Source organism: Catenulispora sp. GP43, assembly GCF_041260665.1.
Classification (GTDB): domain Bacteria; phylum Actinomycetota; class Actinomycetes; order Streptomycetales; family Catenulisporaceae; genus Catenulispora.
The window spans coordinates 88,982-101,743 of record NZ_JBGCCT010000023.1 but is presented as its reverse complement, the minus strand read 5'-3'; the positions used below and the strand labels follow the sequence as shown (position 1 = coordinate 101,743).

The 12,762-nt window shown below is 70.5% G+C and carries 15 protein-coding genes; 9 read left to right on the top strand and 6 right to left on the bottom strand.

Annotated elements, in window-relative coordinates; genetic code table 11:
• Window positions 1-263: 263 nt before the first annotated feature.
• The 3 genes from ABH926_RS36540 (at window position 264) to ABH926_RS36530 (ending at window position 3,307) form a co-directional block, all read left to right on the top strand.
• Window positions 264-1,514, top strand: a complete 1,251-nt coding sequence (locus tag ABH926_RS36540; protein ID WP_370370526.1) for a peptidase S8 — start codon at window positions 264-266, stop codon at window positions 1,512-1,514.
• Between the two features lie 204 nt (window positions 1,515-1,718).
• On the top strand, window positions 1,719-2,270 hold the full coding sequence (locus tag ABH926_RS36535; RefSeq protein WP_370370525.1) for a SigE family RNA polymerase sigma factor: 552 nt from the start codon (window positions 1,719-1,721) through the stop codon (window positions 2,268-2,270).
• Window positions 2,267-3,307 carry a hypothetical protein gene (locus ABH926_RS36530; protein ID WP_370370524.1) on the top strand — a complete coding sequence of 347 codons (1,041 nt, stop codon included), beginning with the start codon at window positions 2,267-2,269 and terminating at the stop codon, window positions 3,305-3,307. The genes ABH926_RS36535 and ABH926_RS36530 overlap by 4 nt, the downstream gene beginning before the upstream one ends.
• A 54-nt stretch (window positions 3,308-3,361) precedes the next feature.
• Here ABH926_RS36530 and ABH926_RS36525 read toward each other — a convergent pair whose 3' ends face one another.
• The 6 genes from ABH926_RS36525 to ABH926_RS36500 all read right to left on the bottom strand — a co-directional run bounded on the left by ABH926_RS36525 (window position 3,362) and on the right by ABH926_RS36500 (window position 8,509).
• Entirely contained in the window at window positions 3,362-3,904 is a 543-nt protein-coding gene (locus ABH926_RS36525) for a Rieske (2Fe-2S) protein (RefSeq protein WP_370370523.1), read from the bottom strand.
• Window positions 3,905-3,993: 89 nt separating this feature from the next.
• Complete coding sequence (locus tag ABH926_RS36520; RefSeq protein WP_370370522.1) at window positions 3,994-4,797, bottom strand: class I SAM-dependent methyltransferase; 804 nt, start codon at window positions 4,795-4,797, stop codon at window positions 3,994-3,996.
• Between the two features lie 156 nt (window positions 4,798-4,953).
• The gene (locus tag ABH926_RS36515; protein ID WP_370370521.1) at window positions 4,954-6,804 is read right to left on the bottom strand and encodes a serine/threonine-protein kinase; all 1,851 of its coding nucleotides are present in this window, start codon (window positions 6,802-6,804) and stop codon (window positions 4,954-4,956) included.
• A gap of 107 nt (window positions 6,805-6,911) precedes the next feature.
• Window positions 6,912-7,580, bottom strand: a complete 669-nt coding sequence (locus ABH926_RS36510) for a cytochrome b/b6 domain-containing protein (RefSeq protein ID WP_370370520.1) — start codon at window positions 7,578-7,580, stop codon at window positions 6,912-6,914.
• The gene (locus tag ABH926_RS36505; protein ID WP_370370519.1) at window positions 7,528-8,253 is read right to left on the bottom strand and encodes a molybdopterin-dependent oxidoreductase; all 726 of its coding nucleotides are present in this window, start codon (window positions 8,251-8,253) and stop codon (window positions 7,528-7,530) included. The genes ABH926_RS36510 and ABH926_RS36505 overlap by 53 nt, the downstream gene beginning before the upstream one ends.
• 13 nt (window positions 8,254-8,266) lie before the next feature.
• Window positions 8,267-8,509: a hypothetical protein gene (locus ABH926_RS36500; RefSeq protein ID WP_370370518.1), complete on the bottom strand. Its 243-nt coding sequence runs from the start codon at window positions 8,507-8,509 to the stop codon at window positions 8,267-8,269.
• Window positions 8,510-8,701: 192 nt separating this feature from the next.
• Between ABH926_RS36500 and ABH926_RS36495 the strand changes: the two genes are divergently transcribed.
• From ABH926_RS36495 to ABH926_RS36470, 6 genes are all read left to right on the top strand, one after another.
• On the top strand, window positions 8,702-9,574 hold the full coding sequence (locus ABH926_RS36495) for an alpha/beta fold hydrolase (protein ID WP_370370517.1): 873 nt from the start codon (window positions 8,702-8,704) through the stop codon (window positions 9,572-9,574).
• 84 nt (window positions 9,575-9,658) lie between these two features.
• Window positions 9,659-10,171 (top strand): pyridoxamine 5'-phosphate oxidase family protein, encoded by a 513-nt coding sequence (locus ABH926_RS36490; protein ID WP_370370516.1) that lies wholly within the window; start codon window positions 9,659-9,661, stop codon window positions 10,169-10,171.
• Between the two features lie 207 nt (window positions 10,172-10,378).
• Window positions 10,379-10,786, top strand: coding sequence for a sortase-dependent protein (locus ABH926_RS36485; protein WP_370370515.1), 408 nt, complete (start codon window positions 10,379-10,381; stop codon window positions 10,784-10,786).
• 50 nt (window positions 10,787-10,836) lie between these two features.
• Window positions 10,837-11,478: a class F sortase gene (locus tag ABH926_RS36480; protein ID WP_370370611.1), complete on the top strand. Its 642-nt coding sequence runs from the start codon at window positions 10,837-10,839 to the stop codon at window positions 11,476-11,478.
• Between the two features lie 58 nt (window positions 11,479-11,536).
• A complete protein-coding gene (locus ABH926_RS36475; RefSeq protein ID WP_370370514.1) occupies window positions 11,537-12,049 on the top strand; it encodes an RNA polymerase sigma factor in 513 nt (170 codons plus the stop codon).
• Complete coding sequence (locus tag ABH926_RS36470) at window positions 12,033-12,701, top strand: hypothetical protein (RefSeq protein WP_370370513.1); 669 nt, start codon at window positions 12,033-12,035, stop codon at window positions 12,699-12,701. The genes ABH926_RS36475 and ABH926_RS36470 overlap by 17 nt, the downstream gene beginning before the upstream one ends.
• The last annotated feature ends 61 nt before the right edge of the window (window positions 12,702-12,762 follow it).

Here is a 12,762-nt window from a genome sequence, read left to right as displayed (position 1 = left end):
AACGGCGGGGTAACGCCGATAGGCCGCTTCACAGTGGCTCTCGCGGCCTGTTTCAAAACCTTGAATTGAACTTGAAAATATCGGGCTTCCGAACCCGCTGACTCCGCGTTACCTAGAGTCCCGGCATGTTCACAGTCATGGATCGGCAAAGTTTCCCTGGTGCCCTTGTCAGCGTCTTAAGTGCTCACTAGTTTCAATCGCGCTGCCACCGCGGGGCGGCGCCACCCTCGAGCCCCCACACTCCTCGTTCAGGAGGCAGAAGCTTGCGATCCCACCTGCGCCCGACCGGCCGTCGCGCCGCGATATCCCTGGCCGCCGTCGCGGTCCTCGGCATCACCGCGGCAGCCGTGGCCACCTCGGCGAACGCGACCGGCGCCCCCACCGCCAAGCCCGCCAAGCCCGCCGGCCCCGCCTGGACCCGGGCCTGCGACACGCCGGCCCCCGGCATGGCCGCCTGCGACGCGCTGCACGTGAACAACGTCCCCGAGCACATCCGAGCGATGGGTGTGACCCCCAACGCCACGCCGTCCGGCTTCGGGCCGGCGGACCTGCGGTCGGCCTACAACCTGCCGGCCAACGGCGGCGCCGGCCAGACCGTGGCGATCGTGGACGCCTACAACGACCCGAACGCCGCGGCCGACATGGCCACCTACCGGAGCCAGTACGGCCTGCCCGCCTGCACCGTGGCCGCCGGCTGCTTCAAGCAGGTCGGCCAGACCGGCACCAGCACCCTGCCGGCGAACAACACCGGCTGGGCCGGCGAGATCTCCCTGGACCTGGACATGGTCTCGGCGATCGCGCCGAACGCGCACATCATCCTGGTCGAGGCCAAGACCGCCTCGATGGCCAATCTCGGCACCGCGGTGAACGAGGCGGTGAAGCTCGGCGCCAAGTTCGTCTCGAACAGCTACGGCGGCGGCGAGTCCAGCGCGGACACCGGCTACGACACCAAGTACTTCAACCACCCGGGCGTGGCCATCACCGCCTCCTCCGGCGACGGCGGCTACGGCGTGGAGTACCCGGCGGCCTCGCCGAACGTCACGGCCGTCGGCGGCACCGCGCTGAAGAAGGCCTCGAACACCCGCGGCTGGACCGAGTCGGTCTGGTCCACCAGCGCCACCGAGGGCGCCGGGTCCGGCTGCTCGGCGTACGAGCCGAAGCCCAGCTGGCAGAAGGACACCGGCTGCAGCAAGCGGACGGTCGCCGACGTCTCCGCGGTCGCCGACCCGGCCACCGGTGTCGCCGTCTACCAGACCTACGGCGGCTCCGGCTGGGCCGTGTACGGCGGCACCTCCGTCGCCTCCCCGCTGATCGCCGCGGTCTACGCCGACGCCGGCACCCCGAAGGCGGCCATCCCGGCCGCGAACATCTACAGCCACACCTCGGCGCTCAACGACGTCACCACCGGCGCCACCACGACGTGCACCCCGAGCTACCTGTGCACGGCCGGGACCGGCTATGACGGCCCGACCGGTTGGGGCACCCCGAACGGGCTGACCGCCTTCACCGGCTGACGCCTGACGCGGGGCCGGGCTTCAGGGGAGTCCGGCCCCGCGCTCTGACGGATGATGCAAAGCGGTTCGTGGCGGCGCGGCCTGGGCGCGCTGTGGCGAACCGTTTTTGCGTTCCCGCAGTAAAACCCACGCACCCACATGCAACCCATCCCGCAGCGGCTCCCTCATACCCTCTCGAATGCAAGACACGGAAGGGGAGATCGTGTGCCGGAGTTCACCGAGTTCGCGCAGGCGCGCCAAGCGCACATGCGCCGGATGGCGTTCCTGCTGTGCGGCAACTGGCATGACGCGCAGGACGTCACGCAGATCGCGCTGATGAACCTGTGCCGCGCGTGGAACCGCGCGCGGCGGGCGGACTCGATCGACGCCTACGCGCATCGCGTCGTCGTCCGCGCCTATCTCAGCCAGCGTAAGAAGGTGTTGCGGCAGCAGACGCGGGCCGTGGAGTACGCGCGCGCCTCGGAACGGGTGCCGGGCTCCTCCGACGAGGCGGGGCATCCCGAGCTGCGGCTGGCGCTGCTCGCCGCCCTGGCCCAGCTTCCGCCGCGCAGCCGCGCGGTCGTGGTCCTGCGCTTCTGGGAGGACCTGAGCGTCGAGGCGACGGCCGAGGCCCTCGGGTGCTCGACCGGCACCGTCAAGAGCCAGGCCTCGCGGGCGCTGGTCAAGCTGCGCACGATCCTCGGCGACTCGTTGTTCGACGGGGACGAAGGTGCACGCCCGGCTGTGTCCGGCGTGGGAATGGATGGCCGAGCATGACTGAGAACTCCGGTCGTATCAGGGCACTGCTGGACGACACCCTGACCGGCGAGCCGCCACTGGTGGATCTGGTCCCCGACGCGGTCAGCGGAGCCGAACGGAACCAGCGGCGCAGCCGCCTGATGGCCGGTGGCGCCGCGGTGGCCGTGGTGGCGGTGACGGTCGGCGCCTACGGGCTGGCCGGCGGGAACCGCGACGGAAGCGTCGGAACCGGGGCCCTGGCGCCGACCAGTGGCAGCAGTTCGGCGTCGAAGCCCGCGGCGCTGGGCCACAAGAGCACCCTTGGCATTCCCGGCCTGTTCGACAACCCCGGGACGCCCCAGGAAGAGTGCGCCAAGGTGAACGGGCCGGTCCTGGACTCCAAGCAGAAGTTGTCGTCGCCGGAGGCGCGCTCCTGGTGCATCGGGGCCCTGACCCAGATGCGCGCGCTGATGCCGGATGCCGTCGTGGTCCTGAACCCGAACGTCGACTTCGACCAGCTGGCCTGGAGTGCGCCGTTGGGGAAGGCGCCCGAGGGCAGCACACTCCCCGGTTTCGCGCACGCTTATCAGCAGGCTGTCACGGACGGGTCGAAGACGGTCTACCTCGCGACGGGTTTCGCTTTCCGGAACGCGAACGGCGAGGGCACCGCCTACTTCGACACCACGCCCCCGGGGGTGAAGAGCAAGCCGCAGCCGGGCGGTGACATCCCCCTCGGCGACGGTACGTTCGGACACCTCACCCAGAACGTCCTCGGCCAAATCGAGGTGTCCGGGGTGACCGCGGCCGGAGTCTGGTACGAGCTGGGCATCGGCGGTGTCGGCGAGGTCTACGGCTCGGACGGCGTGACAACGGGATCCAACCCGCACAGCGACGGGGTGGGACACGGGGTCTTTCCGGACGGCTATGTCACGGTCGGATTCAGCCCGGAGAACAAGAACCTCCCGAACCCCTACACCGTGACCCAGGTCCGCGACCTGATCAAGGCACAGGGCCTGGGGAAGCTGGTGAACACCATCGGTGCGAACCCGCTGTCCGATTACCCAGCTCCCACGTAGAGGCTGCCGACGGCGTCCTGCCGCCCCCGGACGGGAGCGGCAGGACACGGCACTTCACGCCTGCGTGATCTCGCCGCCCGCGACCTTGATCGCGATCTCCGCCAGCGGCTTGGGCGCGGGGCCGTTGGCCACCGAGCCGTCGGCGATGTGGTAGCTGCTGCCGTGGCAGGGACAGACGATCAGGCCGTTCTGCACCGTGCCGACGACGCAGCCCATGTGCGTGCAGATCGCGGTGAACGCCTTGAACGTGCCGGCCGTGGGCTGGGTCAGGACGATCTTCTGGTCGGTCAGGACGGTGCCGCCGCCGACCGGGACGGCCGAGGTGGCCGCGAGGGGTGCGGACGCGCCGGAGGACGTGGACGGCGCGGTGGACCCGGAGTCGGAGCTTGAGGATGCTGCGGACGAGGTTCCGGCGCCGGCAGCGGTCGACGGCGCAGCAGAGGCGCCGCTGCTTTTCGAGGACGAGCAGCCCGCGCAGACGGCGCCGGCCGCCACCGCGATGCCGAGCAGGGCGGTGCGCCGTCGGGTGCCGTCGGGGTGCGCGGGACAGGATTGGTCGTCGGCGGTCTGGGTGGCGGCGAGATCAACGGTTGTCATCGTCTGGTCCGTCTCCTGTGCGGTTGGTGTGCGGTTGGTGTGCGGCTTTGGCAAGTGCTGTAGCTACACGTCCCGCGGAGCCGATCGGTTCACCGCGGTTCGCGCCGGCCCCACGCGTAGACCGTGATCGTCCGGAGCTCCACGAAGGCCGGATCCTCCAACTGGACCAGCAACTCCTGCATCTCGTCGGCGGTGAGCAGTCCCCGTTCGACGAGATACGCGCAGTGCTGCCGTGTGTTCACGACGGAGAAGCGGTCGTAGGCCCCGCCGTCGCCGACGCTGTTGGCCAGCGCACGCGTGCCGATGTCCCGCAGCCCGGCCTGTCCCATCCGGGCCGGGATCGTCGGCGCCCACGCCATGTCCGCGCCCTGAGCGAGGTAGAGCTTCGCCATGCCGCCGAGGAAGCGCCGCCTGAGCTCGTACGTCGAGAAGTCCTCGGGCAGGCTGAACAGGTCGCCGATCACCAGCCACCCGCCGGGCGCCAGCCACCGCACGGCCTTCGCGAGCACCTCGTTGCGGCTCGGCAGGTGGCAGAAGGTCAGGCGCGCGTGGATCAGGTCGAACGAGCACGGCTCGTAATCCAGGGCACTGATATCACCCTGCATCACCCGCAGGTTGGGGCGCTCCATGCCGTTCAGGAAACGGGTGTCGATGTCCACGGCCGTGACCGAGCCCAGATCGCACTGGTCGGCGAGCCAGGTCGCGACCGACCCCGCCCCGGCCCCGATCTCCAGGCAGCGCCACCGCGGATCGAGGCCGATCTGCGAGATCACGGCGCGGGTCTCGGGGTCGATCCAGTCCTGGAGCAGCCGGATCCGCTCGAACTCGGTGGGGATGTCCTTGCTCAGGACGCCGGTCGCGTAGTCGGAGGCCAGCGTGGCTTGATCCCCCATAATTCCCCTCCATGCCGCGAAGTTCGGGTACTGGCAAGGCGAGATCGTAAGAGGGTTGATTGGCGTCGAACAAGCGGTCGCCGCGGGCTGAGAAGGGCGAGAGTTCGTGCGATCTGCGCGCGTTTCAGGGGTCGATGTTGAGGTTGTCCGGAGCGGCTAGGTGAGACAGACGATCTTCACCGGTACCGGGGTGGAGCTCCCACTGGTCCCAGCGGCAGACCAGGTCACATAAACGTTGCCATTCGTGCTGCTACCTGGTCTTTCTGTGGTCCCGAAACTCTGGGAACCGTTCGCCTTCAAAGTTTCCGGTTGCCCGGCGACAGTGCGACCACTCGACAGATGCCATGTGTAGTCGATGGTTGCGGAACCGCCTGGAAGGTAGCCGGTCCTGAACGTCACGCTGTAACTGGCTATGCACTGCGCTACTGGGTCGCTTGTCACCGAGACCGACGCGTCGATGGAGGTTTGCGGGGTCGAGGAGGAGGAACTCGTCGGCGGCGTGGTCGGGACCGAGGTGCTCGGCGGCGAAGACGGACTGTGGGACGTCGGCCCCACCGAGGTCGGCGACGAGGACTTGGAGGACGGCCGGCTCGACGGCGAGGAGGAGGACGAGCTGAACTGTGAGCCGGCCGCAGACGAACTCGAGCTCGAACTCGACGAGCTCGATGAACTGGACGAACTCGACGAGCCCGACGAAGAGCTCGTCGAACTGGAACCGGAGATCGTCGGCGCGGCGCCGGAATCGCTGTCCGTCGGCGTGCCGGTGGGACTGCCAGCCGTCGGCGTGGACACCTGCGAGGTCGGGCTGGGCGGGTTGGCCTGGTGGATGGGCTTGCTGTTGCCGGCTACGGCCACGGCCGTGACGGTGAGGATGACAGCGGCCACGATCGCCACCGCGGCGGCCAGTTTGGCCTTGCCGGGTATGCGGCGCAGCGATGATCGGCTGGCCCCGTCACCGCCGGCGGGCCCGTTGCCCCCGCCGTTCGGCGCCTCAAGGTCCTCGGGGCCGTCCGGAGCCTGCGGGCCCAGCGCCAGCGTGTCCACGCCGCCCCCGGCGGCGCCGCCCGGGCCGACGAACCCGAACAGCGGCAGCAGCACGGCGATCTCCTGGCGGCCGCGCTCCTCCCACTCGACGCCGTAGTTCTCCGTCGCGACGCGCTCGACCTCCGCGACGAACGCCGAGACGTCCTGCGGCCGCTCGGCGGGGTCCTTCGCCAGGCCGTGGGCGATCAGCTGCTGCACGTCCTCCGGCACCTCGGCCAGCGGGATCGGCGCGGTGCGGTGCTTCTCCTCGAGCTCGTAGACCGTTTCCGCCGAGTAGGGCACCTTGCCGGTCAGGCACTCGAAGAACGACGCGGTCACCGCGTAGATGTCCGTCACCGGCTGGGCCGGCGAGCCGTCCCACTGCTCCGGCGCCATGTACGCCGGGGTGCCGACGCCGCCGGGCATGGTGGCGTCCGGGTCGGTCTCGACGATCGGCGCGGCGCGCTCGGCGACGCCGAAGTCCGCGAGCTTGCTGACCCCGTAGGCGTTGAGCAGCACGTTCGACGGCTTGTAGTCGCGGTGCACGATGCCCAGCTGGTGCGCCGCGCCCAGGCCCAGCAGCGAGCCGCGCATCACCGACAGCGCCGCCTCCGGCGCCATCCGGCCGTTCTCGTGCAGCACACGGTGCAGGGTCGGCCCGGCGACCAGCTCCATCACCATCGCCGAGCCGGCCCCGGACTCGGAGTCGGACTCGGACTCGACGTAGTCGAAGAGCTGGACCACGTTCGGATGCCGGATCTCGGCCAGCAGCGCCGCTTCGGTGCGGAAGCGCTCGACGAAGTCCGGGTTGTTCACAAAGCGTGGACTCAGGTATTTAATCGCTACTTCGGTGCCGGTCCCGTCTTGGACGGCCGCCACTACTCGCCCGGTCGCACCCGCGCCGAGGTTCTTGGTTTCCGTGTAGCCCGGAACACTCCAGCCAGACAACGCTTTTCCCCCTGTTTGTTGCCTCGCGGCTGCCATTTACGCGCAGCGTACCAGGGGGAATAGAACACCTTGGCGAGGTTCCCGGCAATCGGCCCTGTACCGGGATGCCGACCGGATGTCGAGGGGGGTGTCGAGCGCTCTGGTTAGGGTTTTTCCCGTAGTTCCGGCCGGAGCCACTCGGAATGTTCTCGCCGCGCCCAGACCGGATCGACGTATCCGGTCCGCATACCGCGGCGTGCCTCTGGGTCCTGATATGCCTTCCGTATATGCCCGACGAGTACGACGGCGATCGCCCAGGCCAGGATGTCGTGCACAAGGATGGCACTGGTCCGGGAGATACCCGGCAGGAAGTGCGTGATCCACATCAACAGTCCGGTGAACATCATCACCAATACCGCGCCGGCGATCCAGCCCGCGTAGAGCTTCTGGCCGGCGTTGAACTTCCCGGCGGGACGGTCCGCGGGTTCGTCGAGGCGCCGGCGGACCGCGTGGAGCCAGCGCCGGTCGTAGGAGGCGAACCGGTTCAGCCTGCGCAGGTCCGCGCGGAAGGCGGGGGAAAGCAGTCCCAGAAGGAACGGCGCCGGCAGCAGGATGCCCGACCACTCGTGCACGGTGACCATGAGGTGCCGGCGGCCCACGGCCTGGGCCAGCGGACCGATGTAGAGGCAGGCCGCGGTCACCACGCAGAGCAGCATCAGCGCGCCGGTGCCGCGGTGGACCATCCGCTCGGCGGCGGTGAACCGCCGGACCCTGCCGTTCTCAGGCCGTGCCGTCCTGCTTGTCGGCGCCGTCGAGCCAGCCGTCGACGTCATAGCCGCGCTCCTCCCAGTAGCCGGGGACCACCCGGTCGGTGACCGATATGCCCGACAGCCATTTGGCGGACTTGTAGAAGTACATCGGCGCCACGTACAGCCGGACGGGGCCGCCGTGGTCGTGCGTGATCGGCGCGTCCTGCATCCGCAGGGCGATGAGCACGTCGGAGCGGCGAGCCTGGTCGAGCGTGAGGCTCTCGGTGTAAGCGCCGTCGAAGCACGTGAATCGCAGGGCTTTGCCGTTCGCGGCGACCCCCGCGTCGTCGAGCAGGTCGGACAGCCGCACGCCTTCGAACGGCGTCTTCTCGACCCGCCAGCCGTCGGTGCACTGGACGTCGTGGACGACCCGGGTCTGCGGCAGCGCGCGCAGATCGGCGAGCGTGTAGGTCCGCGCCCGATCGACCAGGCCGTCGATCCGCAACTCGTAGTCGCTCTCGCCTTTGTGTGGGACCGATCCCACGACGCTGTAGTACCGGAACCCGCCGGGGTTCGGCAGCAGACCGGTCAGGCCGGTCGGGTCGTCCTCGGACGCCTTGGCGAGCACCTTCTCCCACCCGGCCTGCAGGGTGGGCGCCGCGATCAGCCCCAGCGCCCCCGCGCCGAGCACGCCCAGCAGCGTCCTGCGGGCCATGGGGGCGCCCTCAGGCGTGTTCTCGGCCTCCTTCTCCGACATTTCGGCACCCGGCTCAAACGGCGGAGGCGTCGATGGTGACCGGGATGTTGCCGCGCGTCGCCTTGGAATACGGGCAGAACCCGTGGGCGGCCCAGCCGGCGGCGAAGAGCTGCTCGGGGTTGGTGGCGTCGCTCGTGCCGCCCAGTTCCTTGGGGATGGCCAGGCGGTGCTCGAGCAGACCGTCGGACGAGCGGGCGGTCCCGCCGTTGCGGCCCTCGCCGGTGACTTCGACGGTGGCGGTGTAGGTGACGGCCATGGCGGACTTCCTCTCACGCGGATCATCTGACTGAGCCAGACTCCCCCGTGGTGGCGGTGTGTCGCGCCCGTACCGGGCCCTGGTCGCCCGGGCCCGGATCCCCTGGTGTCGCCCCGGGTGGTACTGGCACGGGGCCGGGGTCGGTGCGATCCCCGGTAGTCGCCGGGGCCCGCAGCCGGTAGCTTCCTCCCCATGAGCAGCCTTCGCCTCGCAGACGGCCGGATCCTGGAGTACCTGGTGGCCGGCCCGGAGAGCGGGACGCCGCTCGTGTTCCACCACGGCACGCCGTTCGCGGCCGTGCTGTTCGACCCGATGGTCGAGGCCGCCGCGCGGCACGGCCTGCGGTTCGTCATCCACAGCCGTCCCGGCTACGCCGGCTCTTCGCCGCAGCCCGGCCGGACTATCGCTTCAGTGGCCGAGGACGTCGCCGCCCTGCTGGCCGAGTTGGACGCCGACCGGTTCCTGACCGTCGGCTGGTCCGGCGGCGGCCCGCACGCCCTGGCCTGCGCCGCGCTGCTGCCGGGGCGCTGCGTGGCGGCGGCGACCATCGCCGGTGCCGCCCCGTACTCGGCCGAGGGCCTGGACTGGCTGGAGGACATGGGCGCGGAGAACGTCGAGGAGTTCGGCGCGGCCACGGCCGGCGTCGAGCCGCTCTCCGCCTACCTGGGCGCGCAGGCCGACGCGCTGGCGGCGGTGCGGGGCGACCAGATCGCGGGCGCGCTGGGCGACCTGGTCTCCGAGGTGGATCGCAGGGCTCTGACCGACGACTTCGCCGAGTACACGGCTGCGGCGTTCCGCCAGGCGGTGTCCACCGGCATCGCCGGCTGGCGCGACGACGACCTGGCCTTCATCACCGACTGGGGCTTCAAGCCCACCGAGATCCAGACCCCGGTCTCCGTCTGGCAGGGCGACCAGGACCGGATGGTCCCGCCGGGCCACGGCCGCTGGCTCGCGAGCCGGGTCCCGGGCGCGGCCGTCCGGCTGCTGCCGGACGAAGGGCACCTGTCGCTGGTGGTCGACCGGATCGACGACATCTTCGCCGACCTCGCCGCGCGCCTGGCCTGATCCGCGAGACTTCGCGCGCCTTCGCCCGCCCGCCAAGGTGTGGCAAAGGCCTGTTTTGTCGGTAGCGTCTGAAATATTTGCCCCATGCTCGAGACCACCGAAGAACTGGCCGCCCTGCAGACCCTCCTCGACGACAGCGCCGCCACCGCCGGCCCGCACATGCGCGACATCATCACCTCCGAGCGCCGCCTGGACGCCGCCGGACTGACCGAGCGCCTCCGGGGCATGTGCCTGATCACCGTGGCCAGCGTGACCGCCGACGGACGCCCGCTGACCGGGCCCTTCGACGGCTACTTCCTGCACGGCTCGTGGTGGTTCAGCTCCGGGCCGCAGTCTGTGCGGATCCGGCATCTGCGGGCGCGTCCGGCGGTCAGCGCGACCTACCTGCCGGGGGAGGAGATGTCGGTGACGGTCCACGGCCGCGCCGAGCTGTTCGGGTTGCAGGGACCGGAGTGCGTACCGTTGCGACAGGCGATGCTCGACCACTACGTCCCGAAACAGGGGCCCGCGTTCAAGGAATGGCTGGACGGGCTTAAGGACGGAGTCGGGGTACGCATCGACGCCCAGAAGCTCTTCACGTTCGCCGCCGCCGGATAGCAGATCGCCCGCCGTGCTGCATACGGCGGGCGATCGCTCCTCATTCTCGATGCCCGCCGAACCCCCGCCCCGATTCCTTTACCAACGCTTTACAACCGAACCCCGGTCCCGGTCGTCTCTCCGCGTGATTCGCCCAACGGATCCACCGGATCCGTCGCAGACCCACTGATCCCCGGGACCCCCGGGGATCGATCGAGGAGAGACCTCATGCGTACTCGGTTGTTCACCACCGTGGCCTGCACCATGGTGCTGGCCGGCACCGGCGCGGGAACGGCGTTCGCCAGCGACACCTCCAGCCAGCCCACCACTGCGCCCTCCACCGCGGCGTCACCCTCGCAGGTGCCCATCCCCGCGGCTTCCTCGGCGCCCAGCGCCGCGCCGACGACCATGCCGAGCGCCCGCCCCTCGGCCGGCGCCGTGCCGACGACGCCGCCCGCGCCGAGCCGGGGCGGCAACCAGGTCGGGGCGGTGCCGTCGGGCGCGCCGAACACCGGCGTGCCGTCGGACACCTCGCACGGCCCCGGGCAGGCCGAGGCGGCCGGCGCCGGGCTGGCCCTGCTCCTGGGCGGCGCGGGCGGCGTGATGCTGCGTCGCCGGAACAAGGCCCGGGGCTGATCTTGCGGCCGTCCTGGACGCGCGGATGGCCGGCGCTGCTGGCCGTCCTGATGCTGGCTTCCGGCTGTGGCGCGTCGTCGGGAACGTCTGCCGGCGGTACTGGGAGGTCTGCCGGCGGTACCACGACCATTCCCACGACGTCCTCCTCCACGGCCGGCGCGGCAGCGGGCGGCTCGACCGGCGGCGCTCCGTCGGCGGGCACGTCCGGGAGCCCCGTGGCCCCCGGCGCGATCGCCCGCTCCGTCCCGGTACGGCTGCAGATCCCCGACATCGGCGTCGACACTCCGGTGATGTCGCTCGGGCTGGCCGCCGATGGCACGGTCGAGGTCCCTCCGGTCAAGGCGGACAGCCCGGCCGGCTGGTATCGCAACTCGCCGACCCCCGGGCAGACCGGGCCGTCGGTGATCCTCGGCCACGTGACGGTCGGCAAGTACGGGAACGGCGTCTTCCTCCAGCTGTCCCGGCTGCGGCCCGGCGCGCGGGTGGTGGTCACGCTTCAGGACGGCGCCTCGGCGGTCTTCACCGTCGACAGCGTGCGGACGGTCGCCAAGGACCAGTTCCCCACCCAGGAGGTCTACGGGAACGTGGACCGGCCGGAACTGCGTCTCATCACGTGTGGGGGAGCGAAGACCAGCGACGGCTACCTCGACAATGTCTTGGTGTTCGCGTCGCTGGCCAGTACCGCCGGATAGGGCCGGTGGGTCCCGTCGCGTTTCGAGCGTTCCCCGCGTTCCGAGCATCTGGAGAGAGTTGAGCCGGTCCAAGGATTCCGGAGAGAAGAGTCGGGCGGCGTCCGACTTGTTCACCGATCTCTATCCCGGTCTCGCCGGCTGGTGCCGTCGTCTCGTCGACGATGACGGCACCGCCCACGACATCGCCTCCGAGGCGTTCACGCGCCTGTGGGGACACTGGACCGCGGTGCGGGAGCCACGCGGTTTCCTCTACGTGACCGCGGCCAACCTGGTCCGCGACCACTGGCGCAAGCTGGACCGCGAACGCCGGGCGCTGCGGCAGGCCACGACCGAGGCGGAGCTGGCGCGGCCGACGGAGGGCGCCGACGCCTCGGTCTCGGTACGGATGCTGGTGCGGTCGCTCCCGGAGCGGCTGCGCACGCCTGTTCTGCTGTACTACTACGCCGATCTACCGATCCGGGAGATCGCCCAGCTGACCAGGCGGAAAGAAGGAACGGTCAAATCCGATCTACACGCGGCACGGGAACTCCTGCGCGCCGGACTCGGAGGACGTCTTGATCACACTCATTGAGCCCGCGGACGACGACGGCGACGACCGTGCCCACGACGGCGAAGGCGCAGGCATCCTCGATGAAACCGCCGATGACATCACCGAAGTCATGACCGACGCCCTGGCCGACGACGAGCTGGTCGTGCTGCTGCGGCCCGGGGTCTCGCTGCTCGCACCGCCCCCGGGTGCGTTCCAGCGGGTCCGCCGTCGCGCGGCACGCCGGCGCCTGGTCCGTGCCGCGGCGACCGCGGGCGCGGGGGCCGGGGCGGTGATGGCGGCCGTCGCGATCACGCTGGCCCTGTGGCCGTCCGGTCCCGCGCTCGGCCCCGCACCGGTGCAGCCGCTCGGCCCGCCTCCGCTAACGAGCAGCACGCCTGCCACCCCGGTGCCGACTCCCATTCCCAACCCGGTCACGACACCGCCCAACCCCCAGTACCCGCTCCCCAGTACCTCCGCAGATCCCAGTACCCCCGGTGCTTCCAGGACCTCCGAGCGTTCGGCCCCTACTACGAGCGCGAGAAGGCCGCTGCAGAGCACCGCGCCGTCGGGCGGGCCGCCGGACGTGCCCTTGAGCGCGTCGAGTGCGCCGACGAATGCGCAGACGAATGTGCCGTCGGGCGCGCCGACCACCCGGGCCGCGACCGGCGCGACACCCAGTTCTCTCGGGCGCTGAGGCGGCAACGCAGCGCGTTCGCCTGCCTAATTCCCGACGGCGCGGCCCAGCTCCCTTGCCC

Coding starts and splice junctions, on each gene's coding strand:
- ABH926_RS36525 (WP_370370523.1), bottom strand. CDS start 3,904: ATGACAACCGTTGATCTCGCCGCCACCCAGACCGCCGACGACCAATCC.
- ABH926_RS36530 (WP_370370524.1), top strand. CDS start 2,267: ATGACTGAGAACTCCGGTCGTATCAGGGCACTGCTGGACGACACCCTG.
- ABH926_RS36495 (WP_370370517.1), top strand. CDS start 8,702: ATGAGCAGCCTTCGCCTCGCAGACGGCCGGATCCTGGAGTACCTGGTG.
- ABH926_RS36480 (WP_370370611.1), top strand. CDS start 10,837: ATGCTGGCTTCCGGCTGTGGCGCGTCGTCGGGAACGTCTGCCGGCGGT.
- ABH926_RS36500 (WP_370370518.1), bottom strand. CDS start 8,509: ATGGCCGTCACCTACACCGCCACCGTCGAAGTCACCGGCGAGGGCCGC.
- ABH926_RS36515 (WP_370370521.1), bottom strand. CDS start 6,804: ATGGCAGCCGCGAGGCAACAAACAGGGGGAAAAGCGTTGTCTGGCTGG.
- ABH926_RS36510 (WP_370370520.1), bottom strand. CDS start 7,580: ATGACGTCGACGGCTGGCTCGACGGCGCCGACAAGCAGGACGGCACGG.
- ABH926_RS36490 (WP_370370516.1), top strand. CDS start 9,659: ATGCTCGAGACCACCGAAGAACTGGCCGCCCTGCAGACCCTCCTCGAC.
- ABH926_RS36505 (WP_370370519.1), bottom strand. CDS start 8,253: ATGTCGGAGAAGGAGGCCGAGAACACGCCTGAGGGCGCCCCCATGGCC.
- ABH926_RS36485 (WP_370370515.1), top strand. CDS start 10,379: ATGCGTACTCGGTTGTTCACCACCGTGGCCTGCACCATGGTGCTGGCC.
- ABH926_RS36520 (WP_370370522.1), bottom strand. CDS start 4,797: ATGGGGGATCAAGCCACGCTGGCCTCCGACTACGCGACCGGCGTCCTG.